Raw genomic sequence first — 26,004 nt, 5'->3', positions numbered from 1 at the left:
TGTCCGCTATGCGCCGGTAGCGCGCTTGGTGATGCGCTCCAGACCGAGCAGCAGGACCAGCGTTGCCGCCACCAGGATCATGGTGAGCGCCGCCCCGGCAAAGATGTCGCCGCGATCGGTCAGTGAGAAAATCGACACCGGCAGCGTCACCCAACCCGGCGGATAGACCATCACGGTCGCGCCAAGCTCGCCCATGGACAGCGCGAAGCTCAGCCCGAAGGCCGCGACCAGATAGGGTGCGAGCAAGGGCAGCGTGACATGCCGGAGCCGATAGGCAGGGCGTGCGCCAAGGCTCGACGCGACCTGCTCGAAATCGGGCGACAGCCGCGCAAGCCCGGCCGAGACATTGCCGAAGGTGAAAGCCGAGATCAGCACGAAATGCGCGATCATGACGACTGCGATCGTGCCGTTGAGCAACAGCGGCGGATGGCTGAACGCAACCAGCAGGCCAAGGCCGACCGACACCGAAGGCACAGCGCTCGGGATGAAGAACAGCAGGCCGAGTGCCCTCGCCAGCGTGGCGCCCTGGATGCGCAGCGCAAGTGCTGCCCAGGTGCCGCTGACCAGCGCCAGCGCGCTGGCCAGGAAGCCGGTGACAAGGCTGGCCTTGACCGCGTTCCAGGCCGCGCCGCGCGCGACATCGGTGTAGTGCTCCGTGGTCAAGCCATTGGGCAGCACGCCGTTCCACTGGTCGGCCAAGCTGGACAGCAGGATCACCGCCAGCGGCGCCAGGAACAGCACGCCGAAGATCAGCGCGAAGATCACCCAGATGACGAAGCGACCGGAACGCGACCAGACCAGCATCGCTAGACTCCCCACCGGCCGGCAGCGAACCGGTAGAGACCGAACAGGCCGAGCGACAGGGCTATGTTGACCACGGCGATGATGCAGGCGACCTGGTAGGCCGATTCCTGGATCGCCTTGCCATAGATCAGCAGCGGCAGCGTGATGACGCCCTTGGCGCCGATGAACAGGACGATGCCGAATTCGTTGACGGTGAGGAGCAGGCAGAGGCTGCCGCCGGCGATGAGCGCGGGTACCGCCGCCGGCAGAATGACCTGGCGGACAATGCGGAACGGTCGCGCGCCAAGCACGCTTGCCGCTTCGATCTGGCCGCGATCGACCAGCGAAAAGGCGGCAAGCAGCGGCCGCAGGATGAAGGGCGTGTAGACCGTGACCTCGGCCAGAACGACGCCCCATGTCGAATAAAGGAAGTCGACCGGCGGCAGCGGCAGCGAGAAGGCTTCCATCAGCCCGGAGTTGAGCATGCCGGCGGAGCCGTAAAGGAAGGTGAAGGCCAGCGTCACCAGGAAGGTCGGCAGGGCGATGAAAGTGTCGATCAGCCTGGCGATGAAGCCGCTGCCTGGAAACGGCACGAAGGCAAGGATCAGCGCCAGCACCAGGCCAACGACCAGGCATCCGGCCGTCGCCGTGACCGAGATCGTCACCGTGTTGACCAGCGCGTTGAGGAAGAAGCGCGAATGCAGGACGCGGACGATCTCGGCGACATTGGCGACGCCGCTGTCGTCGAGGAAGGCCTGGCGTACAATCAACGCCAGCGGGTAGAAGAACAGCAGTGCCAGCAGGGCCGCCGGCGGCACGATCCACAGCCGGCCCGGCTCTCGCTTTCTGGCCGTCGGCATACCAATGGCGAGCGCTTCAGACACCGGCGTCTTCCGGAAGAAGCGACGTATCGGCCGGCGCAAAGAACAGCGGCACCTCTGTGCCGGGTTCCGGCAAGGCCATTGGCAGTTTCGTTGCCGAGACGCGCACCGGCGTGCCGTCGACATCGAGCACCAGATGCGTGAGTTCACCCTGCCAGTGCACTTCCCTGAGCGTGCCGACAATGCGGTTGGTGTGCTCGCTGTCGGCCGTCAGGCTCAGATGCTGCGGCCTGATGCAAAGCAGGCTCTTGTCGCCAACCTTCTCGCCGCGACCGGCACCGGCGAGCACGGCATCGCCATGCCTGGCCATGGCAAAGCCTTTCGGGCCGGCAGCATCGGCAACCGTCACCGGCAGAAGGTTGGCACGACCGAGAAACTCGGCGGTGAAGCGGTTTGGCGGACGGCGATAGAGTTCGGTCGTCGGCCCATGCGAACAGACCCTGCCGTCGCGCATGATGGCGATCTTGTCGGCAAGCGTCAGCGCCTCGGTCTGGTCGTGGGTGACGTAGAGGATCGTCAGGCCCGGCAGGCTGCGGTGCAGACGGGCGATCTCCTCGACCATGTTGCGGCGGATCTGCGCGTCGAGCGCCGAAAGCGGTTCGTCGAGCAGGAGCACGCGCGGCCGCACGGCAAGCGCCCGCGCAATCGCGACGCGCTGCTGCTGGCCCCCCGAAAGCTCGCGCGGATAACGCCGGGCAAACGTCGCCATACCGACGGTGGCGAGCGCATCCTTCACCCGTTCGCCGATCAGCGCCTTGTCGGCGCCTTGTGCCCTGAGGCCAAAGGCGACGTTGTCCTCGACCCGCATATGCGGGAACAGCGCGTAGTTCTGCACCACCATGCCGAGCCCCCGCTCATAGGGCGGCAGATCAGTGACATCGGTGGCGCCGATGCGGATGCGGCCGCTTGCCGGCCGCACGAAGCCGGCAACGGCACGCAGAGCGGTCGTCTTGCCGGAGCCGGACGGGCCTATCATCGCCAGGATTTCGCCAGGCGCGATGTCGAGGGTCAGCGGATGCAGGACGACATGGGCGCCATAGGCGACAACGACCTTGTCGAAGTGGACGTTCGAGCCGGCGCCGCGAACCTTCGCGGCGTCGATGTCCGTGACACTAGGGCCCGTGAAGGCGGCGGCCGACATGGCATTGTTCTCCGGATTGCTTCCCGTGCGGATCAACTTCCGGTCGCTTCGTTCCACTTCTTGACGTAGTCGGGAAGCTTGCTCAGCGCCTCGTCCCAGTTCGGCGACCAGATGGTCAGGCCTTTCATCGCCTCCTGCAGCTTGGCGAAATTGGCGTCGGACGGCGTCACGTCCTTGCGGGCCGGCATGCCGAGGGCAACGGAACTTACAGTCGACTGTGCCTCCTTGGACAGCAGGAAGTCGATCAGCTTCTTGCCGTTGTCGCTATTTGGCGCACCGGTGACCAGGCCGATTTCATAGGGCAGCGCAAAGGTGGAGCGGGTGCCATCGGGGCCAGCGGGCCAGAACACCTTGATGTTGGGATTGTCTGCCATCTGCGACATGTTCATCTGCAGGTCGCCATTGGCCACATGCAGCTCGCCCTTGTTGACCAGCGCGGTCAGCTTGCCGGTCGAGGCGGACGGGCCGACATTGTTGTCCTGCAGCTTCTTCATGAATTCGAAGCCGGCATCCTCGCCGCCAAAGGCATGGATGATCTGCAGCATGACGGCCGTCCCGTCTCCAGCCTGGCCGGGGGTCGAGTACTGGATCTTGCCCTTGAACTTCGGATCGAGCAGATCGTTATAGCTCTTCGGCGCTTCGGACAGCACGGCGCTGTTGTAGATGAAATTCATATAGTTATTGACCAGCGGCCGATACTTGTCGGTGCCGCCGTCGATCTGGGATGCGGCTTCGGGTTTGTAATCCTGCAGCAGACCGTCCGCGGCGGCGCGCTGGATGAAGGGCGGCAAGGTCACCAGCACGTCGGCCTGCGGGTTCGACTTTTCCTTGGCGACGCGCTCGACGACGCCGCCCGAGCCTGCCTCGATATACTGAACGGTGATGCCGGTGGCCTTGGTGAAGGCTGCGAATTCGGTCTCGTACCAGCTGCCATTGCCATCATGCAGCCCATCGGCGGAGTAGACGGTAACGACGCCGTCGGCGAGTGCCGGCCCAATGAGAGCCGCCGACGCGAGCAATGCGGCGAAGGCCCCGACCATGGTTGCGTTTCTTGATTTCATAACCAGTTCCCCTTTGATTGAAGGCACATTCTGCGATGCACTAGGACCAACCGGCCTTTGGGTCTCTGGCGGACGTTGAGCCGGTTGGATGTCTTCGTTGTGACAACTCTGGGGATTGGGCATCGATAAGTAAAATCTATTTATTTTATGAGACCCAAACTTTCTCTGATATTTGTCATGGAACTGTCGCATCGATGTCGTGGATACAAATATGCTGCGCCGATGGCGGCTATCGGTTTGAAAATATAGGTTATCGGCCGAACACAATGCCTGCGGTCTGCGCCCGCAATCGCGGATCATGCGAGCGGATGGTCACTGGCCGGCCTTCGAGAATTTCGAAACAGCGCGCGAGCGTGTCGTCTTCCAGCCGGCGCATCGCCTCGTAGGTGAAGAAGGTAAGATGCGGAAACAGGATCACATTGTCGCGACCGAACAATGCGCTCATCGGATGGCCTGACCTCGCCAGCGGCTCGACCGAATAGACGTCGAGCCCGGCACCACCGATGCGACCGGCAACGATCGCCTCGACGAGCGCCGCCTCATCGATCAGCGCACCGCGCGAGACATTGACGATGATGGCCGACGGTTTCAGGCAGGCGAGCTCATGCTTGCCGATCAGGCCGCGTGTCTGGTCATTCAGCACGCAATGCAACGAAACGAAATCACAGGCACGCAACATGGCGTGCAGGTCGTCGGCCTTCTCGATGCCCGCGGCGCGCATCGTCGCGGCATCGACACCGGGATCAAAACCAACGACGCGCGCGCGAAATCCCCGGCCGGCCATGCGCGCCATGCTGCGGCCGATCTTGCCGCAGCCGACCAGCCCAAGCGTGGCGCCTGATATATCGCGTCCCAGCCAGCGCTGTTCGGGCCAGATCCAGCCGTCTCGCGTCATTGCCTGGGTGATCCCCGGCAGCCGCTTGGCGAGCGCAATCATCAGCGCGAAGGCGCCTTCGGCGACGGTTTCCTCGGCATAGTCGGGCACGTTGACCACGGGAATGCCGCGCCGCATCGCTGCGGGAATATCGATGGCATCGATGCCGACGCCGTATTTGACGATACCCTTCAGCCTGGGAGCGGCATCGATCACCCGCGCCGTGATCGGCGTGTAGCACATGAGCAGGAGATCCGCGTCGGCCACCGCGTTGGCGAGATCGGCTTCGGGAATGCCATCCGGCAGCGTCACCAGGTCGACGCCCTTCGCCCGCAAGCCGGCATCAATTTCAGGGCATTCGAGTTCGCGGTCGGTGCGGACGGCCTTCATGATCAGGCGGCCATCACGGCGTCCTCGACAATGTCGAGCGCGCGGTCGAGATCGGTCTTGGAAATAACCAACGGCGGCGAGAGCGTCAGCACGTTGCCGTGGCTGACCTTGAAGCTCAGGCCTTGTTCCAGGCAAGCGTAGAAGACACGTTCGGCGAGGTCCCGCGCCGGCTGGCGTGAAGCACGGTCCTCGACGAGTTCGACGCCGACCATCAGCCCCCTGCCCCTGACGTCGCCGACATGGGGCGAGCGCGCCATCAGGTCCTGCATACGTGCAAGCATATGGCCGCCAAGCTCAGCCGAACGCTCGACCAGCCCCTCCTCCAGGATGATGTCGATGGTCGTCAGCGCCGCACGCGTCGTGACCGGGTTTTTCTCATGGGTGTAGTGACCGATGGCAAAGCCGCCAGTGACGTCGAGGTCGCGGCGCGCGATGACGGCGGCGATCGGCAGGATGCCGCCGCCGAGTGATTTGCCGAGGACAACGATGTCGGGCGTTACGCCGTCATGCTCATGGGCGAAAAATTTTCCGGTCTTGCCGAGGCCGGTCGGGATCTCGTCGAAGATCAGCAGCGTGCCGTGCATGTCGCAGGCCTCGCGCACCCGCTTCCAGAAGCCGGCTGGCGGCGGATTGGGCGTCGCGCGCATCGGCTCGGCAACGACCGCCGCCACGTCCTGCTCGCGGCCGAGCACATAGGCGATCATGTTGGCGCAAGCGAGCCCCGATGCCTCCAGGGAATCGTGACCATAGGGGCAGCGATAGCCATCCCAGGGCGCGACATGCTCGGCGCCGGTCATCATTGGGCCTGATATATGCGAGCGGAACGTCGCCTCGCCGCCGACGCTGGCAGCGCCGAAGCCGGCGCCATGGAAAGCATCCCAGAACGACACCGTCTTGAAACGGCCGGTGGCGGCGCGCGCGATCTTCAGCGCGACCTCGATGGCATCGGAGCCACCGGTGGTGAACAGCACCTTGCCGAGATCGCCGGGAGCCAGCGCGGCCAGCTTCTCGGCCAATTCGACGGCGGGCTCGCAGGTAAAGCGGCGCGGCGCGAAGCAGAGGTCATCGAGCTGCTTCTTGATCGCCGCCACCAATCTCGGGTGGCCGTAGCCGAGGTGATGCACGCTGTTGCCGTGGAAATCCATGAAGCGGCGGCCGGCGGTGTCCTCGATCCAGATGCCTTCCGCCCTAGCGATCGTCGAAAGACAGGGGCTGGACAGGCTCTGGTGCATGAAGGCGGCGGCGTCGCGATCGAGCAGGCCGCGAATGCGGGGATCGTCCTGGCCGGCATCCCAGCGGCCGCGCGCCGCCGTCGTGTTGGAATCGCCTTCGGTATGCACAAGCTCTGATATCGCGGCCATCATTGTCTCCGAAATGCGAATGAGGGAGCGTGGGACGCTCCCTCGGTTTGTTCTGCCAGCTTATGTGATCCGGTCAGGACCAAGGCAGCGAAAATGTCTTCACGTTGGTGTAGCTCTTCATCGCCTCGATGACGCCTTCCTTGTAGCCATTGCCGCTGTCCTTGATGCCGCCGAAGGGCGACATCTCGATGCGGTAGCCCGGCACTTCCCAGATGTTCACCGTGCCGACCTGCAGGCCGGCGATGTATTTCTGCATGCGGGGAAACGAGTTGGTGCAGACGCCCGACGACAGGCCGAAGGCGGTCGAGTTGGACAACGCGATCAGTGCTTCATCGTCATCCGGCGCGCGCACGATCGGGATGATCGGCCCGAACGTTTCTTCCATCACCAGTTCGGATGTGTGCGGCACGCGGTCGACGACGATTGGCGGCAGCAGCGCACCCTGACGACCCGGATTATAGAGGATCTCTGCCCCCTGCTCGGCCGCCATGTGGACGCGCGCTTCGAACAACGCCGCCGCCTTCTCATGCACGACGGTGCCGAGATCGGTCGAGCGGTCCATCGGATCGCCGAAGCGGATCTTCTTGGCCCGCTCCAGCACCAGCGGCACGAAGCGGTCGGCGACGCTTTCCTGGACGAGGATGCGCTTGACCGCCGTGCAGCGCTGGCCGGAGTTTTTGGTCGCACCGGCGACCGCGAGATCGGCGGCCTTGGCCAGATCGTCATCGGAGAGATCGTTGAGGATGATCAGCGGATCGTTGCCGCCGAGTTCCAGCACCTGGCGCCTGTAACCGGCGGTGCGGGCGATCATCTTGCCGACCGGCACGCCGCCGGTGAAGGTGATCAAGTCGATATTCTCGTTGGTGATCATCTCGTTGCCGATGTCGACCGGCCAGCCGGTCACCACCGAAAGCATTTCCGGCGGCAGGCCGGCTTCATAAAGAATGTCGGCCAGCACCAACGCCGTCATCGGCGTCAGTTCGGTCGGCTTCACCACCACGCAATTGTTGGTGGCGATGGCCGGCGCCACCTTGTGCGAGACCATGTTGAGCGGATGGTTGAATGGCGTGATCGCCGAGATAGCCTTCAGCGGCTCACGCGTGGTGAAGATCTTGCGTGCCTTGCCGTGCGGGGTGAGATCGCAGGAGAATATCTGGCCGTCATCCTGGATGCACATCTGCGCCGACAATGTGAACACGTCATAGGCGCGGCCGACCTCATAGAGCGAATCCGCCTTGGAGATGCCGAGCTCGAGCGTGATGAGATCGGAGATTTCCTCCCGACGCGACGCCAGTGCTTCGGCTGTGCGAAACAGGATCTGCTGGCGCTCGTAGCGCGTCAGCTTCGACCTGTAACCGGCAGCGATCTCGAAGGCCTGGCGGGCATGCTCGGCGCGGCCGGCAGGGACGGTGCCGATGACGGTGTCGTTCCAGGGGTAACGCACCTCCACGACACCATCGGCATCGATCTTCCTGCCGGCGATGCGCATCGGCTCGTGGCGAACTTTGATGGCGGGGTCAAGTTGGGTCATGTGCTCTGCTCCAGCAGATTCTTGGGTACGTCGCGGCGAGGGGTCGACCAGCGCCATCATGGAGGCGACACCTACCGGCACCCGACCCATCCGTCACGCGAGCGCCGCGGCAAGCGTGGCGTAGTAGAAGGCGTCGAAGTTCCTCAGCGCCGGCTCATCAGGCAAATCCGGCAGCACGCGGTTGACGATGAACGGCACTTCCTGCTCGGTCAGTCCGCCATGCGAGCGCAGCGGCTCGTTCAGCGCCGCCAGATCATGGCGATGTTCCGATGTGCCGATCGTCTTGTTCTCGGTCGAGACCAGCACGATGTCGCCGATGCGGTCAGCCGGCAGTTCGAAGCGCTCGCAGGCCGTCCGGCTATCGACGACCAGCATGATGCCGTCAACCTTGGCCAGCCGCGCCATGATGCCCGCCTGGTCCGCGCCATCAGGCAAATAGGCGGTGGCGAAAGAGCCCAGCGCGCCATGGTGCACGACATAGGGGTCGGTGATCGGCAGGATGACGCGCGCGGCATCCTTGCCCAGCCATTCGTCAAGCAGGTCCTGGACGTAGACGACGTCGGGCGCACCGCCGGCCTTGTGCTTGGGCTTCATGCCATGGTCGGCGGTGACAACGATCGCGGCGCCCAGCGCATCGAGTTCGGTCAGGTACTTGTCGAACATCTCGTAGAAGGCGTTGGCCTGCGGCACGCCCGGTGCGTATTTGTGCTGCACGTAGTCCGTCGTCGTCAGGTACATGATGTCGGGGCGGAATTCCCTCAGCAACTGGACGCCGGCGGCGAAGACGAATTCCGACAATTCGGCCGAATAGACTTCCGGCACAGGCAGGCCGAAATGCTTCGAGGCATTGTCGATGCCGTGCTCGCCAACCGTGGTTGTATCGGACTTCTCCGCCGAAAAGCACAGCGCGCGCCCTTCGTCGAAAGACAGACCCTTGCCGAGCAGCGCACGCAGCTTGTCTTTGGCGGTCACAACGGCAACCTTGGCGCCCGCATCATAGAAGGCCTGAAAAATGGTCGGCGCGCGCAGGAAGCGCGGGTCGTTCATCATCACTTCCTTGCCGGTCTCGCGCTCGTAGAGATAGTTGCCGCAAATACCGTGCACCGAGGGCGGGCGACCGGTGGCGATCGACAAATTGTTGGGATTGGTAAAGCTCGGAATGACCGAGTGTGCGAAACGCACCGTGCCCTTCTCCTTGATCCTGACCAGGGCCGGCATCAGCCCGGCCTTGACCGCTTCATCGATATAGGCCGGCTCGCAGCCGTCGAGGCAGATGGCGATCGCCGGCACGCGCGGCCAGGCGTAGGTGCGGCCGTTGACCGCGACGTTGATGGGAGACATCTGGTTCATCAAAAATCCTCGAAATCGGCCGCTTCAGGCGGCGAGTTTAGCGCGCTCGGCGATTGCCGCGGCGGGTGGAGCGGCGGTGTCGACGCCCATTTCATCAAGCGACTGCGCCGCCGCCTCGACGACGCGACGCATGACATGTTCGTCCATCTGGCCGATGCAGCCGACACGGAAGGAGTCCACGACCGTCAGCTTGCCGGGGTAGATGATAAAGCCCTTGTCCTTCATCAGTTCGTAGAAGCGATCGAAGGCGAAGTTGGCGTGGGCCGGGTTGAAGAAGGTGACGATGATCGGCGACAGCCAGCGGTCCTTGAGCAATGTCTCAAAGCCGAGTTCGCGCATGCCCGACACCATGACGTCGCGGTTCCTGGTGTAGCGGGCACCACGGCCGGCGACGCCGCCTTCAGCCTCATGCTGGCGCAGCGCCTCCAGGAAAGCGGCGACGACATGCGTCGGCGGCGTGTAGCGCCACTGGCCGGTCTTGTTCATGTGCGCCCACTGCGCGTGGACGTCGAGCGACAGGGAATGGCTGCGCCCCTTGGCTGCCTCGAGTTCGCTCTTGCGGGCGATGATGAAGCCGAAGCCGGGCACGCCCTCGATGCATTTATTGGCCGACGAGACCATCGCCTCATAGCGGATCTCGTTGACGTCGAGCGCGACGGCGCCGAACGCGCTCATGGAATCGACCAGCAGCTTGCGGCCCTTGGTGTGCACCGCCTCGGCGATCTCGGCGACCGGGTTCAAAATGCCGGAGCTGGTCTCGCAATGAATGGCTATGACGTGGGTGATGGCGTGGTCGGCTTCGAGCGCTGCCGCCACCTCGTCGCCGCGCGGCGGCAGGTAATCGCCCTTGTCGATCAGCGTATAGGCCCGGCCGAGATACTGCATGGTCTGTGCGGCACGAAGGCCGTAGGCACCATTGGCCAGCACCAGAACCTTGCCATCCCTAGGCACGAACGACCCCAGCATCGCCTCGACGCAGAACGAGCCTGAGCCCTGCATCGGCACGCAGTCGAACTCGCCGTTGGTGTCGCCGGTCAGCGCCAGCAGGCGGCGGCGCATATCTGATGTCATGGCGCGGAAGTCGCCGTCCCACGATCCCCAGTCGCGCAGCATCGCCTCCTTGACCGAATAGGCCGTGGTGAGCGGCCCGGGGGTCAACAGATAGGGCTCGCCCAGCGCCGGCTTGGCCAGCGGCTCCGCGGCAAATTTCGTTTCGGCGAGCATGATGTCCTCCGACAGGTCGCTGCTTTTTTGATCTGGCGCCATTGTTGGCTGAGGGCACATATTTGTAAAATCGTTATTTTGTATCGACGTATCGATTTCAGTGATGATCCGATCCAGACAGCAGAAGCTGCATGGCGCTCGTGACAGCTTCGTGAAACCCGGCAGGCCCATTCCAAGACATAAACCGAATCGTTTGTTTCCGGCTTTTGCATAGCAGGGCTTATGATAGGCTGCTGGTAACCAGAGAGGCTCGGGAGCGAAGAAGATGCGCTATGTTCAGTTGCGGGCCTTTCATCAGGTGGCGATCTCCGGCGGCTTTTCGCGGGCGGCCGAAGCGCTGTTCCTGACCCAGCCGGCGATATCGGATCAGGTCCGCAAGCTCGAGGAAGAGTATGATGTCCTGCTGTTCAATCGTAACAAGAAGCAGGTCACGCTGACCCATTCCGGCCAGAAACTGCTCGAAATAACCCACCGCATGTTCGACACCGAGCAGCAGGCGCTTGAGCTTCTGACTGAGTCGCGCGCGCTGCGCTCCGGAACGCTGCGCATCGTCGCCGACGCCGCGCATCATCTGCTTCACATTCTCGGCAGCTTCCGCGCCCGCTATCCCGGAGTGCAGGTCTCGGTGCGTGCCGGAAACACCGAGACGGTGATCAGCAGCCTCTACAGCTACGATGCCGATATCGGCGTGCTGGGCGAGGTGCCCGCCGGACGCGACTTCGAGGTGCTGAAACTGAACTCGACGCCGATCATAGCCTTCACCTCGATCGATCATCCGCTGTCGGGGAAGAAATCGCTGACGCTCGCGCAGCTCGCACAGGAATCCCTGGTCATGCGCGAGCGCGGCTCGAAGACGCGCCAGAAGCTCGAAGACCTGGCCGCCGCGTCGAAGGTCGAACTCAGGCCTGTGATCGAGGCAGAAGGCCGCGAAGCCGTGCGCGAAATCGTCGCCTCGGGCGCCGGTATCGGCTTTGTCTCGGCGGCCGAATTCGGCCAGGATTCGCGGCTCGTCCCAATCACCATCGACGCGCCCGAGACCTTGATGGACGAGGCGCTGATCTGCCTGCGCGAGCGCAGCGGCGGCAAACTGGTGCGCGCCTTTCTCGACATGGCGCGCTCTATGTCGACGGATTAAGCCGCGGCCCTGATCTCCATTGCATCGGCTTTCACCCGCTCCGACTTCGGATCGTAGGGGCTGCGCAGATGCACGGTAGCCGCATGGCGTACGCAGGCTAGATCGATCTCGAAATGGCCGCCGCTCAGGAACACAGCATCCACGCCGGTTTCGTTTTCGATCAAGCCGAGCGCCACTGACCGGCCAAGCGTATGGCCGTAGGCGGCCGAGCGAACCTCGCCGACCGGCTTGCCGTCGCGCAGGACCAACTCGCCGCCCCACAGCATCGGCTCGGTATCGTCGAGCGTAAGGAGCACGATACGCTTTGCCGGTGCCGACGACGACTTTGCCTCAACAAGCGCGTCATGGCCGATGAACCCACCCAGCTTGTCCATAGCAACGGCGAAGCCAAGCCCCGCCTGCCAGGGATTGATATCAGGCGTCAGTTCCCGACCCCAGGCTCGAAAACCTTTTTCGATGCGCAAGGCGTCGAGCGCGTAGTAGCCGGCGTCGGCCAAGCCGAATTCACGGCCGGCCTCGTGCAACGCCTCGTAGACGCCGACGGCGAATTCGGCCGGCACGATCAGTTCCCAGCCGAGTTCGCCGACATAGGTCATGCGGTTGGCATAGGCAGTGGCGTAGCCGATATCGATTTCGCGAATGCTGGCGAAGGGGAAGCCGGCGTTGGAAAGATCGGCCGACGACAGTTTGCAGAGGAGATCGCGCGAACGCGGCCCCATCAACGCCAGCACCGCGTAAGCAGAGGTAACGTCGGTCAGGACGGCGTGGGCATGGGCCGGAATGTTCTTGACGATCCAGTCGGCATCGTGGACCGCCTGGGCGGAACCGGTAACGATGAGGAATTTTTCCGCGCCAAGCCGCATCACAGTGAGATCGCTTTCGTAGCCGCCGCGCGCATTGAGCACGCCGGTGTAGACCGACGTGCCGACCGGCACATCGATGTCGCCGGCGCAGATGCGGTTCAACACGGCACAGGCATCGCGGCCCTGGACAAGAAGCTTGGCGAAGGAGGTCTGGTCGAAGATGGCGACGGCTTCGCGCGTCGCCTTCATCTCGCGCCGCACGGCCTCGTGCCAGTTCTGGCGACCGAAGGCATAGTCGTTCCCGGCTTTCTCTCCTGGCGCAGCGAACCAGTTGGCACGCTCCCAGCCCATCTTGGAACCGAAGCAGGCGCCCTTGGCGGTGAGCCGATCATAGAGCGGCGAGCGGCGGAACGGCCGCGCGGTATCCAATTCGCGGTTCGGCCACGGCATGGCGTAATGCAGGCCGAGCGTCTCCTTGACGCGGTCATGCAGCCAGCGCGGATTGTTGTTGAAAGCAGCGAAGCGCCTGATGTCGACCGGCCACAGATCCATGGTCGGCGCGCCGTTGACGATCCATTCGGCCAATGCCTTGCCGGCGCCACCGGCACTGGCAATGCCCATCGAATTGAAGCCGGCGCCGACATAGAAATTCTTCAACTCCGGCGCCTCGCCGAGGAGGAAATTGTTGTCCGGCGTGAAGCTTTCGGGTCCGTTGTAGAATTTCTTGACTTCGGCCTGCGCCAGCTGCGGCACGCGCACCAGCGCGTTTTCCATCAGGATCTCGAACTGGTCCCAGTCGTCGGGCAGCAGCGCGAATTCGAAATTTTCGGGAATGCCGTTCATGCCCCACGGCTTGGCGTGCGGCTCGAAGCCACCCATCACCAGACCGCCGACCTCCTCCTTGAAGTAGATGAAGCCATCGGGGTCGCGCATGACAGGCAGGTCCGGATGCACACCCTCGATCCGGCCGGTGACGATGTACATGTGCTCGGCCGAATGCAGCGGCACCGAGACGCCGCACATCAGCCCGACCTTGCGGGCCCATTGGCCGGCGCAGTTGACGACGATCTCGGCGGCGATGTCGCCGCGGTCCGTCTCGACGCCGCAGGCGACGCCGTTTTTCACCGTGATGCCGGTGACCTGCACCCGCTCGAAGATTTTGACGCCACCATTGCGCGCGCCCTTGGCCAGCGATTGCGTGAGATCGGTGGGATTGGCCTTGCCGTCTCCGGGCAGCCAGACGGCACCGACCAGATCGTCTGTCGCCATCACCGGCCAGAGCTCGGCTGCCTCGCGAGGCGAGATGACGTCGATCTCGACCCCTTGGGCACGCGCCGACGCGGCCGTGCGCTTCAACACCGCCATGCGGTCGGTGGTGCGCGCGACGGATAGCGAACCGCAGTTCTTCCAGCCGGTGGCGAGGCCGGTCTCGGCCTCCAGTTCGCTGTAGAGCTGCGTGGAGTACCGGATCAGGCTGGTCATGTTGGAATGGCTGCGCAGCTGACCGACAAGACCGGCCGCGTGCCAGGTGGTGCCGCCGCTGAGTTGTCCCTGCTCGAGCAGCACCACATCGCTCCAGCCCAGCTTGGTCAGATGATAGGCGACCGAGCAGCCGATGATGCCGCCGCCGACGATGACAATTCGAGCCTGTGTGGGAAATTCATGTGCCATGAGCGTTCCGCCATTTAAGGGATGGTCGAGACATTACCATGGGAAAACCAAATATCAACTCACAATATCACAAAATATCACATCAAGCTGCAACGATGAGTTCAGGCCCCCTATGCGAAAGCGCCTCGGCAAGCGCGAATTCGGGGTCGGTGTCGACGATTACCCCAGCGGCACGTTCGAAATTCGGAATTCTGAGCGGCGTCAGCTTGCCGAATTTGCTGCTGTCGAGCACGAAATAGGCCTTGCCGGCGAGGCTAATCATCCGGCCCCGCTGTTCGGCCCCGGCGCGGGTGAAATCGGTCACCTCGCCGACCGGAGACAGCGCTCCGCCACCCAGAAAGGCCATATCGACGCGAAAGCGCGCCATCGCATCGAGCGTGTCGATGCCGGAAGCCGCCTCCTCGCCCGGGTCGACTTCGCCGCCCAGCATGTGCACGCGCATGCCGGGAACATGGCATAGGTGCAGCGCTATCTTCAGGCTGGCCGTGCAGATCGTCAGATCGCGCAGTTCCGTCATTGCATGCGCGATGGCCAAAGTGGTGGTGCCGGAATCGAGAAAGACCACCATGCCGTCCCTGACGAGCCTGGCGGCCGCCCTGCCGATCGCGGCCTTGCCCTGGGCATTTTCCTGGCTGCGCTGGGTCATCGCGGGTTCACTCGGTTCGAAGCGGGCGGCCCCGCCATGCACGATGCCGAGCCTGCCCTGGTCGGAAAGCAGCTTCAAATCGCGGCGGATGGTTTCGCGCGAGACGTCGAAGAACCCAGCCAGTTCGGCGACGCTAACGGAACCCTGGGCGCCCAGCCGCCGCAGGATCTCGTCATGGCGGCGCGGGGCAAGGGCACGTGCCGGCAGGTGGCTGACGGGAGACATGGCATCCTCGTGTCGAGTATTGATGTTGCAATATGTGGCAGCGAACCGGCGCGGTGGCAACCACGCGCCACGCTTGCGGGCTGCCCCCTTTCCCTCGGGCCTAGGATTTTCGCCCCAGCCCGCCGCCCTCCGTCGCGTTGACCAGCGTGTCGCTTCCCTCGCGAAGATGCTGTCTCAGAACGCTCACCGCCTTCTTGCCGTCGCGCCGGCGGCAGGCGGCCAGCAGATCGCGGTGTTCGCTCTGCGAGCGGGTGCGATAATCCGGATTCAACAGCTCGAGCAGAAGAGTGGGTCCGCCCGGCATGGTCCGGGCGGAGAAATCAGTCAATCGACCTTTACGGCGACCACCGCGGCGCAGTCGCCGGCCTTGACCAGGCCAGGGAAATGCCGCGCCGCCAGCATGCCCGACATTTTGGCCCGGATTTCCTGCGGCGCGACGCCGGTGCGGCCGGTGGAATGGATGCGGGCCACCACCGCGCCCTCCTCGACAGGTTCGCCTAGATCGACCATGGTTTCGATCATGCCGTCATCCTCGGCGAAGCAGAAGCAATCGCCCGAGGGCATGTCCAGCCACTGCGTTCCGCCCGTCTCGGCCGCCCCGGCGACGATACCCTCATGACGCAGCACGTTGAGGATGCCGCGCCGCGCGATCCGCACCGTCTCGGCTCGCGACGTACCGCCACCGCCGAGCTCGGTCGTGACGAAGACCTTGCCCATCTCTTCGGCCGCCGTGTCATACATGCCGATCGCATCGATCTCGGTCATGCGCATCGAGAATGGTGCCCAAAATGCCGCCACCGCGGCAAAGGCTTTCTGCTCCAGCGCCTTGTCGGGCAAAGTGTGGGCGGCACAGAACGGTACGAAATCCAGCGTCCTGCCGCCGGAATGGAAGTCGAAGACGATGTCGGCGCGGGGAAGCAGCTCGCGTTGGAAATAATCGGCGATCTTCTGCGTCACCGTGCCGTCGGGCCGGCCGGGGAAACTGCGGTTCATGTTGCCCTTGTCGATCGGCGAGGTGCGCGTGCCGGCCCGAAAAGCAGGATAGTTCATCGCCGGCACGATGATGACGGTGCCGCTGACCTGGCTGGGATCGAGCGTGCGGGCGAGTTCGTAGAGCGCCAGCGGCCCTTCATACTCGTCGCCATGATTGCCGCCGGTCAGCAGCGCCGCCGGCCCCTTGCCGTTGCGGATGACGCAGATCGGGATCATCACCGAGCCCCAGGCCGAGTCGTCGCGGCTATAAGGCAAGCGCAGGAAACCATGCTGGACGCCGTCACGATCGAAATCGACGGTCGGCGTGACCGGCGACGGGCGAAGACTGGACATCGGGCTCAATCCTTCACCACCAGCTTGCGCGGCACGTTGGCCAGGCACTCCACACCGGTTTCGGTGATCAGGATGGATTCAGTGATCTCCAGCCCCATCGTCTCCAGCCACAGGCCGGTCATGAAATGGAAGGTCATGCCGGGCTTGAGTTCGGTGCGATCGCCGGGGCGCAGGCTCATCGTGCGCTCGCCCCAGTCCGGTGGATAGGAAAGCCCGATCGAATAGCCGGTGCGGTTGTCCTTGACGATGCCGTATTTCTTCAACACGGCGAAGAAGGCATTGGCGATGTCCTCGCAGGCATTACCCGGCTTTGCCGCGGCAAGGCCAGCTTCCATGCCTTCCAGCGTTGCCTTCTCGGCATCGAGGAATTCCTGCGTCGGCTTGCCGAGGAAAACGGTGCGCGACAGCGGGCAATGGTACCTGTTGTAGCAGCCGGCGATCTCGAAGAAAGTGCCCTCGCCCGACTTCATCGGCTTATCGTCCCAGGTCAGGTGCGGCGCCGAGGCGTCGACGCCCGAGGGCAGCAGCGGCACGATCGCGGGGTAGTCACCGCCAATGCCGTCGACGCCGCGCGTGCCGGCATCGTAGATCTCGGCGACGAGATCGTTCTTACGCATGCCGACTTCGATCTTGTCGACGATGCGCTGGTGCATCGCCTCGACGACGCGAGCGGCCTTGCGCATATAGTCGATCTCGGTTGGGCTCTTCACCGCGCGCTGCCAGTTGACCAGCGCGGTGGCATCGACGAAACGGGCGTTGGGCAGATGCTTCTGCAGCGAGGCGAAGGCGGCGGCGGAGAACCAGTAGTTGTCCATCTCGACGCCGACGGTGAGCTTGCCCCAGCCGCGATCGGTCAGCACACTCGACAGGAAATCCATCGGGTGGCGCTCGGTCGACTGCACATAGTGGTCGGCATAGCCGACGATGTTGTCATGGGCGAGGTATGCGGTACGCTTGGCGCCATTGGCGTCCTGGCCACGGCCGTACCAGACCGGCTCGCCCGATGGCGGCACGATGACCGCCTGGTGGACGTAGAACGACCAGCCGTCATAGCCGGTGAGCCAGGCCATGTTGGAGGGATCGCTGACGATCAAAAGATCGACGCCTTTCGCCTCCATGGCTTTCCGCGTCTTGGCGAGGCGTTCCGCATATTCGCTTCGCGAGAATTTCAGGTTTGGCAGCATTTTGTTGGTCCTCGTTTGTTGGGGCTGGAGCCCGGTTTCAACTCCGTTGAATCCGGCTCCAGGGAATTTTTTGATTGAGCATAATCTGCGGGGGAAAACCGGTTGCCATTTTCCGGATCATGCTCCTGCGGCGGGCGTCAGCTTTCAAAGATCGTTCCGGCTTTCGCGGCCAGCGCACGGTCGCGGGCGAGCGTGGCGATCGCCGTATCCTGCACGCCCGTGCCGGTCAGATCGGCGATGGTGATGTCGCCAGCCGAGCGCCGGCCATGCCTCGCGCCGGCGATGATCCGGCCGAGCTCGGTCACCTCCGCGTCTCCAGCCATCAAGCCCGCCGCGATGGCATGGTGCAATTCGCCCAGGCGCCGCGTCTGTTTCGCGCTGTCGGCGACATAGAGATCGGCCATGCGCAGGATCGCCGGCGCTATCTCGTTCTTGTGCTCGGCGTCCGAACCCATGGCGGTGATGTGCTGGCCGGCCGAGACAAACCCTGCCTTGATCAGTGGTTCGGTCGACGGGGTGGTCGTGACGATGATGTCGGCACCGGCAACAGCGTTGGCTGCGTCAGTCTCGGCGCGCACGTCGATGCCGAGCCTTTCGCGTAAGGTGGCCGCGGTCACTTCGGCCTTGGCGGCATCGCGCGCCCAGATGCGGGCCTGCGTGATCGGCCGCACCAGCATCAGCGCTTGCAGTTGCAGCCCAGCCTGCACGCCGGCGCCGAAGATCGAGGCGACCGACGAGTCCGGCCGCGACAGATGCTTGGCCGCGACGGCTCCCGCAGCAGCGGTGCGGACATCGGTGAGATAGCCGTTGTCGAGCAGCAAAGCCTCGACCAACCCTGTCTTCGACGACAGCAGCACCATCATGCCGTTGACGCTGGGCAGGCCAAGTTTGGGATTGTCGAAGAAGCCGGGGCTGATCTTGATGGCGAAGCCATCGATACCAGGCACATAGGCGGTCTTGACGTCAACCTCGCCGCGATGCTGCGGGATATCGAGCCGCAGGATCGGCGGCATCGCCACCGGCAGCGTGGCGAGCGCACGAAAAGCGTTCTCGACACAGGCGACGGCGTCGAGATCGAGCGTCACGATTGCGCGCAGTTCAGCTTCGGTGAGGATGGTCATCCTGCTCATGCGGCGCGCTCCGAAATCGATGGCATTTCCCCGCAGACAATCTTCCTGTGCAGTTGCATGTCGATGTTGCGGCCGGAAAGCAGAACCACAACCGGCCCCTCCGCCTTGACCTTGCCGGCGAGCAGCGCCGCGATGCCTACCGCACCGGCTCCCTCGACGATCTCGCGTTCCTGTTCATAGGCGTGGCGAATGCCGGCAGCGATTTCATCCTCGCTGAGCAGGACGACATCGTCGAGCAGGTCGCGGCACATGGCGAAGGTCAGCCGGTTGTCGAGGCCGATGCCGCCGCCGAGCGAATCCGCCAGCGTCGGCAGTTCCTCGACCAGCACAGGGCGGCCCGCATCGAGGCTGGCCTTCATCGCGGCGCCCCGCGCCATCGACACGCCGACGACTCTTGTTCCGGGACGGACACTTTTGACGGCCGCCGCTACACCCGAGGCCAACCCACCTCCGGACAGTTGCACCAGCACCAGAGCTGCATCCGGGACCTGGTCCATCACCTCCAGCCCGAGCGTGCCTTGACCGGCTATGATGGCCGGATGGTCGAAGGGCGGCAGCATGACAAGCCCCTCCTCCGTCACCAGCCGCTCGACCTCGTGCTGGGCATCGTCCTGGCTGTTGCCGACGATACGGATTTCCGCGCCGAGGCGGCGAATTTCGTCCAGCTTATTCCTGGGTACCAGTCGAGACATGCAGATCACAGCACGCATGCCCTCGAGCTTTGCCGCATGCGCAAGCGCACGGCCATGATTGCCGGTCGATGCCGCGACGACGCCGCGCGCCTTCTCCCTTGCGCTGAGCGAAGCGACGGCGTTGGAAGCGCCCCGCAATTTGAAGCTGCCGGTGGTCTGGCGGTGCTCGAGCTTGAGTTGAACCGGGACGCCCAGCCTTTCGGAGAGACTTGCCGAAAGCACGATCGACGTGCGCTCGATCTTGCCGGCAATTCGCTCGCCCGCGGCACGGATATCGCCAAGGGTGACGGTCGCCATGGTCGTCAACCGCGCGGCAAGGGCAGCGTCATCAGACGGCCGAATTCGGGATGGGCTGTCTCATCACCGCAAAGGCGCAGACAATTCCAGGCGGTCGCCTGGTTGCTGGTCACCACCGGGCGGCCGATCGCCTCTTCCATGCCGGTAACCGCCAGCGCGCCGCGCAGTGCCGTGCACGACACGAACAGCGCATCGGCTTGCGGATGCGTCGCCTGGCGCGCGAGATCGATGAGGGCTGCCGGGGCAATGCGCGCCATCTCGCGGTCGTCCTCGAAGCCGAGACAGGTGAAGCTTAGGACTTCGAAGCCACGTTCGGCGAAATAGGTCGCCATCGGTCTGGAGGTTTCCACGGTATAGGGCGTGAGGATGCTGATCCGGCGCACGCCGAAGGCGTTCAGCCCGCGCACGCCAGCCATCGGAGGAGTGACAACGGGTATACCTGACTTGGCGGCCTGGATCGCCGTCTCGATCTCGGCATCGCCAATCACCACCGAGGCCGACGTGCAGGAGTAGCAGATGGCGTCGAGCGGCTCGTCGGGCAGGATCAAGGCAGCGCCCGCCGTCAGCGCCGGCTGCATCTTGCGCAGGTTCTCAGGCGTCGTCGGGTTGGCGTAGGGAATGCGCGCGACATAGACGCCGATCCGTTCGCTCGCCACCATGCGGCGAAAATCCGGCTCGGTCGTGTGGTCGGTGGCCAGGATGATCAGCCCGACACGCCGCTCCAGCGGACGCTCATCGAGCGCTGGCCGGTCGGGCACAAGCTTGATCTCGGACAAGGGCTTCATCTTTTATCTTTCGATCTTGCCGTAGCGGCGTTCCAGCCAGCGCAGCAGCACGACCGAAATCAGGCTGATGGCGAGGAAGAAGGCGCCGACCAGCGTGATCGGCTCGAGGTAGCGATAGTAGGTGTTGGCGACGCTTTTCGCCTGGTTCATCAGCTCCAGCACTGTGATCGCCGAGAGCAGCGGCGTCTCCTTGAACATGGCGATGAAGTAATTGGCCAGCGCCGGGATCATCGGCGGAATAGCCTGCGGGATGATGATGTGGGACCAGGTCTGCCGCGCGCTGAGATTGCACGCCTTGGCGGCTTCCCACTGACCACGCGGCACATTGTCGATGCCGGCGCGGTAGACCTCCGCCGTGTAGGTGCCGTAGTGCAAGCCAAGTCCGATGACGCCGGCGACCAGCGGCGGCAAGAGAATGCCGATGTCGGGCAAGACGTAGAAGATGAAATAGAGCTGCACCAGGAGCGGTGTGCCGCGGATGAATTCGGCCACCCAACCGACGGTGCGCGACAGCGCCTTGTTCGGCGAGCGGCGCGCCAGCGCGATGCCCAGACCGACGATCGCGGCCAGTACCGAGCCGAGCAGCGTCGCCAGGATGGTGATCTTCACCCCCTGGATCAGGGTCGGCAGGATCTGCCGGACAAAGTCCCAGTCCCAATCCATCAGTGGACCCAATTCATCAGGAATGCTCTGGCCATCAGACGCGCACTCCGTCGAGGCCGCGCGCCATGCGGTGTTCCAGCGAGCGCACACCCCACGAGATGAGCAGCGCCAGGATGAAATAGATGATGAGGATCGTGGTGAACGGCACCATGGTGTTGCCGGTCTGGGCACGCACCACCTGTGCCTGGAACGTCAGGTCGGCGAGCGAAATCAGCGAGACCACCGATGTCGCCTTGAGCAGCTCGATGGCATTGTTGCCGAAGGTCGGCAGCATCACCAGAAACGCCTGCGGCAGGATGACGTGGCGCATGCCTTGCCAACGGCCGAGATTGAGCGCGACGCAGGCCTCATGCTGTTCGCGGCCGATCGACTGCACGGCGCCGCGCACCACCTCGGCTGCATAGGCGCCCACGTTCAAGCCCAGCGCCAACACACCGGCCTGCAGCGGGGTCAGTTCGAAACCCACCAGCGGCAACACGAAATAGGCGAAGAACAGCTGCACGAAGATCGAGGTGCCGCGGAAGAACTCGATATAGGCCGTGGCCAGGGCCCGCAGCACGAAGAAGCGCGACAGGCGCCCCATGCCGGCGAAAAAGGCCATGATCAGGGCGAGCACCGACCCCATCAGCGTCAGCTCGATGGTGACAAGCGCTCCCTGCAATATCAGGCCGAAATAGCCGGACCACTGGGTCATAGAGTTGAAGTTTCCAACGTTGGTTTCAGCTTCCTTCTCCCCGTTTATGGGGAGAAGATGCCGGCAGGCAGATGAGGGGCAGCGCTAGCTTGTCCAAATATGGCGCCGCCCCTCATCCGTCACTTCGTGACACCTTCTCCCCGTGAACGGGGAGAAGGCAAGAAAGACGCCCTTATTTCGCCGCGCAGAGCTTGTCGCGCGTGGTCGACATAGCCGCCGCCGCCGAGAAGCCGTAGGGCTCGATAATCTTTGCGAACTCACCCGACTTCTTCATCTTGGCGAGTTCGACGTCGAAGGCATTGCGCAACGCCTCGTCGCCTTTCTTGAAGGCCGCGCCGTCGCAATAGACCGGCGCGCCCTGCACCGGGGCGATGACTTCGAGGTTCGGATCGGCGGCCTTCTTCATCAGGTCGTTGATCGAAAGGACAGGCAGTGAATAGGCGTCGATGCGGCCGTCCTGCACCATCTTCAGGCCACTCTGGCCGTCCGGCACGACGATGACGCGTTCGCGTGGCACGCCGGCGTTGAGCGCAAGCTTCTCCTCGGTGCCGCCGCCCGGCGCGCCGATGGTGGCTGACGTGTCCTTGGCGACATCCTCGTAGCTCTTGAAGCCTTTCGGATTGCCCTTCTTCACCAGCATCGCTTCGGCGTCGCACAGAACCGGCTCGGAATAGGCAACCGCGGCGCAACGCTCCGGCTTCATGAACAGGCCGGCGGTGACGACGTCGAAGCGGCCGGCCTGCAGGCCGGGAATCATGGCGCCATATTCCGAGATCGAGGCGGCGACATCGGCAACGCCCAGCCGCTTGAATATCTCGCGCGCGACGTCGGGCGCGGCACCCGAAACCTTGCCGTCGGCGGCGACAGCCGTATAGGGCGGCTCATTGGCGATGGCCAAGCGAGCGAAGCCTTGCGACTTCAGCTGTTCGAGCTTGCTGTCGTCGGCCGAACCCGGGATCGAGGCGGCCAGAACCGCCGAAAGCGCGAGACCGGCGACGCCGGCCAGAGTGCCAAGTTTCTTCATTGTTCCCAACTCCTTGTTCTTGTCTTGGTTTGCGTGATCTTAGGACGGCTCAACCGCCCATGGGGACGGCATTGCCGCCTTTGGCATGCGGTCAGACACGATGTCCGGCTGCGATGATCTTCTTCAGGAACCCTTGCGTGCGCTCCTGCTTGGGATTGCGGAAAATCTCGTCGGGCTTGCCTTCCTCGACTATTCTGCCGCGATCGAAGAACAGCACCCGGTCGGCGAAGTCGTGGGCGAAACCCATCTCGTGGGTGACCAGCAGCATGGTCATGTCGGTCTCGGCGCAGAGCCGCCACAAGACACTGAGCACCTCCTCGACCAGTTCCGGGTCGAGCGCCGACGTCACCTCATCGAACAGCATGATCTTCGGCTGCAAAGCAAGCGCACGGGCGATCGCCACGCGCTGCTTCTGACCGCCTGACAACTGCGCCGGCATCGCCTTCGCCTTGTCGGCCATGCCGACCATCTCGAGCAGTTCCATCGCCCGCTTCTGCGCCGCGGCGCGCGGCGTGCCCTTGGTCAGCATCGGCGCCAGGGTCACATTATCGATGACGCTCTTGTGCGGAAACAGGTTGAACAGCTGGAAGACCATGCCGGTCTTCTGGCGCATTCGCGCCAGGTGGCGCTCGTCGGCCGGCAGCAGCTGACCGTTGCGCTCCATGTGGTAGAGTTGCTCGCCGTCGATCTGGATGTGACCGCCGTCGATGCGCTCCAGCGTCATCAGGATGCGCAGGATCGTCGTCTTGCCCGAGCCGGAGGGGCCGATCAGCGCCAGCTTCTCACGCGGCATGACCTGCATCGACAGGCCGTCCAGAACCTTGAAGCTGCCAAAGCTCTTCGAGATGCTGTCGATCTTGATGATGGGCGCGGTTGCGGACAAATGAATTTCCCCGTGCTGGAGAAGCCTGGTGCCCCTAACGATGCGGAACGCGCCAAATCATGTCAATTGGGAAAATAATATCATGACAATTATTCTGATTGCGCACATTTTCCGGTCAATCCCAGCCGGCTTTTTGGACATGCCTTTGTCAGAACGCCTTGGTGTATTGGGCGGCATGCTCAGATTGCAAGCAGCAGATGCTCCGGATCGCCAAGCAAGAGCTTGGTGACAACGCCGAGACCCGCGCGCAGTTCCCCCTCGGTGGTCGAACCCAGCGAAATGCGCACCGCCGGATGCCAGGGGGTATCCGAAATACGGAAGGAGGTGCCCGGCGCAATGGCCACGCCTTGCAGCCGAGCCTGGGCGACAAAGCTTTCCTCGGAACGGTCGGCCGGCAGTTGCAGCCAGATATGCAACCCGTCGCGACGGGCACGGTAGTCGACGCCGGCCAGCACCTCGCCCGCGATGTCCTGTCGCCGCCGCAACGCCGCGCGCTGCCAGCGCACCAGCTCCATCGCGGTGCCGTCGGTCACCCATTTGGTGGCGATCTCGGCCACCAGCGGTGTCGCCATCCAGTTCGAGACGAGATGCCGGTTGGCGACAGCGGCAACGTAGCGATCGGGCGCGGCGAGATAGCCGATGCGCAGGCCGGGCACGGTGATCTTGGTGAAGGAGGTGACGTAGAGCGTCCGTTCCGGCGCGAAAGCGGCGACCGGCGGCGGTCGATCCTCGACCAAGGGACCCAGCACGTCGTTCTCGATGATGGCGATGTCGTGCTTGCGCGCCACCGCCGCGATCTGCTCGCGACGCTCCGCATCCATGAGCGTTGCCGTGGGATTGATTACCGAAGGCTGCACGAAGACGGCGCGGATGTCGGACAGCCGGCAGGCTTCGTCCAGCGCTTCCGGAATCAGGCCATTGCCATCGATCGGCAGGCCTTGAAGATTGAAGCCGAGATAGCGCGCCAGCGGCACCAGCGTATGATGACCGATCGCCTCGGTGGCAACGGTGGAGCCGGGCGGCGCCACGCTCATCAGCGCCACCGTCATGCCGGCGGTGGCGCCATTGGTGAGGCTGATATTCTGCGCGGAGGCGTCCAGTCCGCACAGCTTCAGCCATTCGACCGCCACGGCACGGTGGCGCGGGAACACCATATTTGGCCGGAACGACAGTGCCGAACTCGACGGCAGGTTTTCGGCGAGCCAGCCCAGCGCCTGCTTCATCCGCTCCAGGTGCATCGGCTCGCAGACCGGCTTCAGGATCGACAGGTCGATGACTTCGCCCAGGCGCTCCGGCAGATAAGGCGGCTCCGGTTCGCGGCGCTGCGTCTGCACAAAGCTGCCGCGGCCGATCTCGCCCGAAATTAGGCCGCGCCGGATCAGTTCCTCATAGGCACGACTGACCGTCTGCACTGAAAGCTTGAGGTCGTCGGCCAGGCGGCGATGGGTCGGCAACCGCGTGCCGTTGGCGAGGCGGCCGTCGTGGATGGCGCGCGCGAACTGGTCGGCCAACGATTGATAGGCCGGCCGCCGGATGAGCGTGGGATCAGGGTGCCACAATGTCATGACTTATTAGAGATCGAAATCAGTGCAATTGACAATCGAAATAATGCGCCGTCATGGTACGATCGACGAAAAAGTGAGCGCTGATGACTGCTGCGAAACTCGACGCGATCGACCTCAAAATCCTCGACGCCATCCAGCGTGATGGACGCATCACCAAGCTGGCGTTGGCCGAGCAGGTCGGGCTGTCGCCGACGCCGTGCTGGATGCGGCTGCGCAAGCTGGAAAAGGCCGGCATCGTCTCGGGTTATCATGCCCGGATCGCCATGCGCGTTGTGGCGCCAGTCGCCACCGTGCTGATGGAGGTGACGCTGGCCAGCCATCGCCAGGCCGATTTCGACCGCTTCGAGCGCGTCGTCCGCGACATTCCCGAGATCGTCGCCTGCTGGTCGGTGGGCGGCGGCGTCGACTATGTGCTGAAGGTGATGGCGCGCGACATCGACGCCTATCAGCGGCTGGTCGACGGCTTGCTCGATCGCGAGATCGGCATCGACCGCTACTTCACCTACATCGTCATCAAGACGGTGAAGGATGACATCGCGCTGCCGATAGCGGACCTGCTGCCGGCGTCGATCTAGACCGGAGAGATCGACTGCCCCCTCGCCGCAATAGAGAGACTCTCTCTACGGCCAGGCGTCCAAACAGCCTCTCTGTCTGCCGGTGATGGGTAGTCTCCCCGCATCAAACC

24 protein-coding genes are annotated in these 26,004 nt (G+C 63.8%); 2 read left to right on the top strand and 22 right to left on the bottom strand.

Annotation, left to right across the window (positions count from 1 at the left end):
- Nucleotides 1-6: 6 nt before the first annotated feature.
- The 9 genes from LB554_RS00785 to LB554_RS00745 form a co-directional block, all read right to left on the bottom strand.
- Nucleotides 7-804 (bottom strand): ABC transporter permease subunit, encoded by a 798-nt coding sequence (locus LB554_RS00785; RefSeq protein WP_224582702.1) that lies wholly within the window; start codon nt 802-804, stop codon nt 7-9.
- Nucleotides 805-806: 2 nt separating this feature from the next.
- Nucleotides 807-1,667: a 2-aminoethylphosphonate ABC transporter permease subunit gene (locus LB554_RS00780; protein ID WP_224523802.1), complete on the bottom strand. Its 861-nt coding sequence runs from the start codon at nt 1,665-1,667 to the stop codon at nt 807-809.
- Nucleotides 1,660-2,805, bottom strand: a complete 1,146-nt coding sequence (locus tag LB554_RS00775; protein ID WP_140617479.1) for an ABC transporter ATP-binding protein — start codon at nt 2,803-2,805, stop codon at nt 1,660-1,662. Before LB554_RS00775 ends, LB554_RS00780 begins: the two co-directional genes overlap by 8 nt.
- 32 nt (nt 2,806-2,837) lie before the next feature.
- Nucleotides 2,838-3,866 carry a 2-aminoethylphosphonate ABC transporter substrate-binding protein gene (locus tag LB554_RS00770; protein WP_140724400.1) on the bottom strand — a complete coding sequence of 343 codons (1,029 nt, stop codon included), beginning with the start codon at nt 3,864-3,866 and terminating at the stop codon, nt 2,838-2,840.
- A gap of 250 nt (nt 3,867-4,116) precedes the next feature.
- The gene (locus LB554_RS00765; RefSeq protein ID WP_140877912.1) at nt 4,117-5,130 is read right to left on the bottom strand and encodes a 2-hydroxyacid dehydrogenase; all 1,014 of its coding nucleotides are present in this window, start codon (nt 5,128-5,130) and stop codon (nt 4,117-4,119) included.
- 2 nt (nt 5,131-5,132) lie between these two features.
- Nucleotides 5,133-6,491, bottom strand: a complete 1,359-nt coding sequence (locus LB554_RS00760; protein ID WP_224582700.1) for an aspartate aminotransferase family protein — start codon at nt 6,489-6,491, stop codon at nt 5,133-5,135.
- Between the two features lie 73 nt (nt 6,492-6,564).
- On the bottom strand, nt 6,565-8,022 hold the full coding sequence (phnY, locus tag LB554_RS00755) for a phosphonoacetaldehyde dehydrogenase (protein ID WP_224582699.1): 1,458 nt from the start codon (nt 8,020-8,022) through the stop codon (nt 6,565-6,567).
- A gap of 93 nt (nt 8,023-8,115) precedes the next feature.
- Nucleotides 8,116-9,372, bottom strand: a complete 1,257-nt coding sequence (phnA, locus tag LB554_RS00750; RefSeq protein ID WP_224582698.1) for a phosphonoacetate hydrolase — start codon at nt 9,370-9,372, stop codon at nt 8,116-8,118.
- A 24-nt stretch (nt 9,373-9,396) separates the two neighbouring features.
- Nucleotides 9,397-10,596, bottom strand: a complete 1,200-nt coding sequence (locus LB554_RS00745; protein WP_224582697.1) for a 2-aminoethylphosphonate--pyruvate transaminase — start codon at nt 10,594-10,596, stop codon at nt 9,397-9,399.
- A 265-nt stretch (nt 10,597-10,861) separates the two neighbouring features.
- On the opposite strand from LB554_RS00745, the gene LB554_RS00740 reads away from it, so the two are divergent.
- Nucleotides 10,862-11,731 carry a LysR substrate-binding domain-containing protein gene (locus LB554_RS00740; protein ID WP_015319069.1) on the top strand — a complete coding sequence of 290 codons (870 nt, stop codon included), beginning with the start codon at nt 10,862-10,864 and terminating at the stop codon, nt 11,729-11,731.
- Here LB554_RS00740 and LB554_RS00735 read toward each other — a convergent pair.
- The 13 genes from LB554_RS00735 to LB554_RS00675 all read right to left on the bottom strand — a co-directional run bounded on the left by LB554_RS00735 (nt 11,728) and on the right by LB554_RS00675 (nt 25,319).
- Nucleotides 11,728-14,205, bottom strand: a complete 2,478-nt coding sequence (locus tag LB554_RS00735; protein WP_224582696.1) for an FAD-dependent oxidoreductase — start codon at nt 14,203-14,205, stop codon at nt 11,728-11,730. The genes LB554_RS00740 and LB554_RS00735 overlap by 4 nt on opposite strands.
- Before the next feature lie 82 nt (nt 14,206-14,287).
- A complete protein-coding gene (locus LB554_RS00730; RefSeq protein ID WP_224582695.1) occupies nt 14,288-15,076 on the bottom strand; it encodes a DeoR/GlpR family DNA-binding transcription regulator in 789 nt (262 codons plus the stop codon).
- Nucleotides 15,077-15,176: 100 nt separating this feature from the next.
- On the bottom strand, nt 15,177-15,404 hold the full coding sequence (locus tag LB554_RS00725) for an FCD domain-containing protein (protein ID WP_224582694.1): 228 nt from the start codon (nt 15,402-15,404) through the stop codon (nt 15,177-15,179).
- Nucleotides 15,401-16,402, bottom strand: a complete 1,002-nt coding sequence (gene doeB / locus LB554_RS00720; RefSeq protein ID WP_224582693.1) for a N(2)-acetyl-L-2,4-diaminobutanoate deacetylase DoeB — start codon at nt 16,400-16,402, stop codon at nt 15,401-15,403. Before doeB ends, LB554_RS00725 begins: the two co-directional genes overlap by 4 nt.
- Nucleotides 16,403-16,407: 5 nt before the next feature.
- Entirely contained in the window at nt 16,408-17,586 is a 1,179-nt protein-coding gene (gene doeA / locus LB554_RS00715; RefSeq protein ID WP_224582692.1) for an ectoine hydrolase DoeA, read from the bottom strand.
- A gap of 137 nt (nt 17,587-17,723) precedes the next feature.
- Nucleotides 17,724-18,716, bottom strand: coding sequence for an ectoine utilization protein EutC (gene eutC, locus LB554_RS00710; protein WP_224582690.1), 993 nt, complete (start codon nt 18,714-18,716; stop codon nt 17,724-17,726).
- Nucleotides 18,713-19,705: a hydroxyectoine utilization dehydratase EutB gene (gene eutB / locus LB554_RS00705; protein ID WP_015319075.1), complete on the bottom strand. Its 993-nt coding sequence runs from the start codon at nt 19,703-19,705 to the stop codon at nt 18,713-18,715. Before eutB ends, eutC begins: the two co-directional genes overlap by 4 nt.
- A gap of 5 nt (nt 19,706-19,710) precedes the next feature.
- Nucleotides 19,711-20,490, bottom strand: a complete 780-nt coding sequence (gene eutA / locus LB554_RS00700; RefSeq protein WP_224582689.1) for an ectoine utilization protein EutA — start codon at nt 20,488-20,490, stop codon at nt 19,711-19,713.
- Nucleotides 20,491-20,493: 3 nt separating this feature from the next.
- The gene (gene ehuD, locus LB554_RS00695; protein WP_015319077.1) at nt 20,494-21,153 is read right to left on the bottom strand and encodes an ectoine/hydroxyectoine ABC transporter permease subunit EhuD; all 660 of its coding nucleotides are present in this window, start codon (nt 21,151-21,153) and stop codon (nt 20,494-20,496) included.
- 34 nt (nt 21,154-21,187) lie between these two features.
- The gene (ehuC, locus tag LB554_RS00690; RefSeq protein ID WP_140791532.1) at nt 21,188-21,847 is read right to left on the bottom strand and encodes an ectoine/hydroxyectoine ABC transporter permease subunit EhuC; all 660 of its coding nucleotides are present in this window, start codon (nt 21,845-21,847) and stop codon (nt 21,188-21,190) included.
- Between the two features lie 172 nt (nt 21,848-22,019).
- Entirely contained in the window at nt 22,020-22,871 is an 852-nt protein-coding gene (ehuB, locus tag LB554_RS00685; protein WP_224582686.1) for an ectoine/hydroxyectoine ABC transporter substrate-binding protein EhuB, read from the bottom strand.
- A 91-nt stretch (nt 22,872-22,962) separates the two neighbouring features.
- Nucleotides 22,963-23,754: an ectoine/hydroxyectoine ABC transporter ATP-binding protein EhuA gene (ehuA, locus tag LB554_RS00680; protein WP_015319080.1), complete on the bottom strand. Its 792-nt coding sequence runs from the start codon at nt 23,752-23,754 to the stop codon at nt 22,963-22,965.
- Between the two features lie 179 nt (nt 23,755-23,933).
- Nucleotides 23,934-25,319 carry a PLP-dependent aminotransferase family protein gene (locus LB554_RS00675; protein WP_224582683.1) on the bottom strand — a complete coding sequence of 462 codons (1,386 nt, stop codon included), beginning with the start codon at nt 25,317-25,319 and terminating at the stop codon, nt 23,934-23,936.
- A gap of 83 nt (nt 25,320-25,402) precedes the next feature.
- Between LB554_RS00675 and LB554_RS00670 the strand changes: the two genes are divergently transcribed.
- Nucleotides 25,403-25,894 carry an Lrp/AsnC family transcriptional regulator gene (locus LB554_RS00670; RefSeq protein ID WP_224582681.1) on the top strand — a complete coding sequence of 164 codons (492 nt, stop codon included), beginning with the start codon at nt 25,403-25,405 and terminating at the stop codon, nt 25,892-25,894.
- Nucleotides 25,895-26,004: the final 110 nt, after the last annotated feature.

Origin of the sequence: Mesorhizobium sp. CO1-1-11 (assembly GCF_020164995.1) — a bacterium.
Taxonomy (GTDB): domain Bacteria; phylum Pseudomonadota; class Alphaproteobacteria; order Rhizobiales; family Rhizobiaceae; genus Mesorhizobium; species Mesorhizobium australicum.
Note: the sequence above shows the minus strand (reverse complement) of the source record. Positions and strands in the feature narration are given on the sequence as shown.